Consider the following 591-nt stretch of genomic DNA (forward strand, 5'->3'; position numbering starts at 1 on the left):
AGAAGCCCAACGCCAAGGCCGAAGATAGTTAGAACTAAGAACACGTAGATAAACAGCCCCAATTCCATGAGGCCGGGCCTCCACCCAAAAATGAGGGCGCCGCTGGCAAGGATCACCAGCTGCGGCACAAAATGCACGAACGCTACCCACGTGGATGCTACCGGGAAAAGTTCGCGCGGCAAGTAGATTTTCTTAACTAGTGGAGTGTTCCAAACTACCGAACGAGTGTCGTTGTTGAATATCTCAGCAAAGTAGTTCATCGCAACAACGCCAGCAAACATGTAAATCACGTAGTTTTCAATGGCGCGATCCATGCCCATGAACTTGCCGATAGCCAGGTAGAACACGAGGAACTGGACTGCTGGTTTCGCGTAGCTCCACAGCATGCCCAGAACGGAACCGCGGTAGCGTACCCGCAGTTCCTTGTGCACAAGAAGAGAAGCGAGGAACCGCTTATCGAATACTTCCAGTAGTCCTCGTGACCGTCCAGGCCTTACGAACTCGTCAGTGGATGTGGTCAAACCGGCTCCTAGTTCTCACCGTCAAGCAGTGGAGCAAGCTGGTTGTCCCACATCGATAGTGCAGAGGCAA

The 591-nt window shown here is 52.6% G+C and carries 1 protein-coding gene; it reads right to left on the reverse strand.

What is annotated here, in order from left to right:
* Window positions 1–521: ABC transporter permease (locus HMPREF1627_RS00215; protein WP_034499798.1), on the reverse strand; the 521-nt coding region annotated here is incomplete at its 3' end.
* Window positions 522–591 lie beyond the last annotated feature (70 nt).

It is taken from the genome of Actinomyces sp. S6-Spd3 (genome assembly GCF_000758755.1).
GTDB lineage: Bacteria > Actinomycetota > Actinomycetes > Actinomycetales > Actinomycetaceae > Pauljensenia.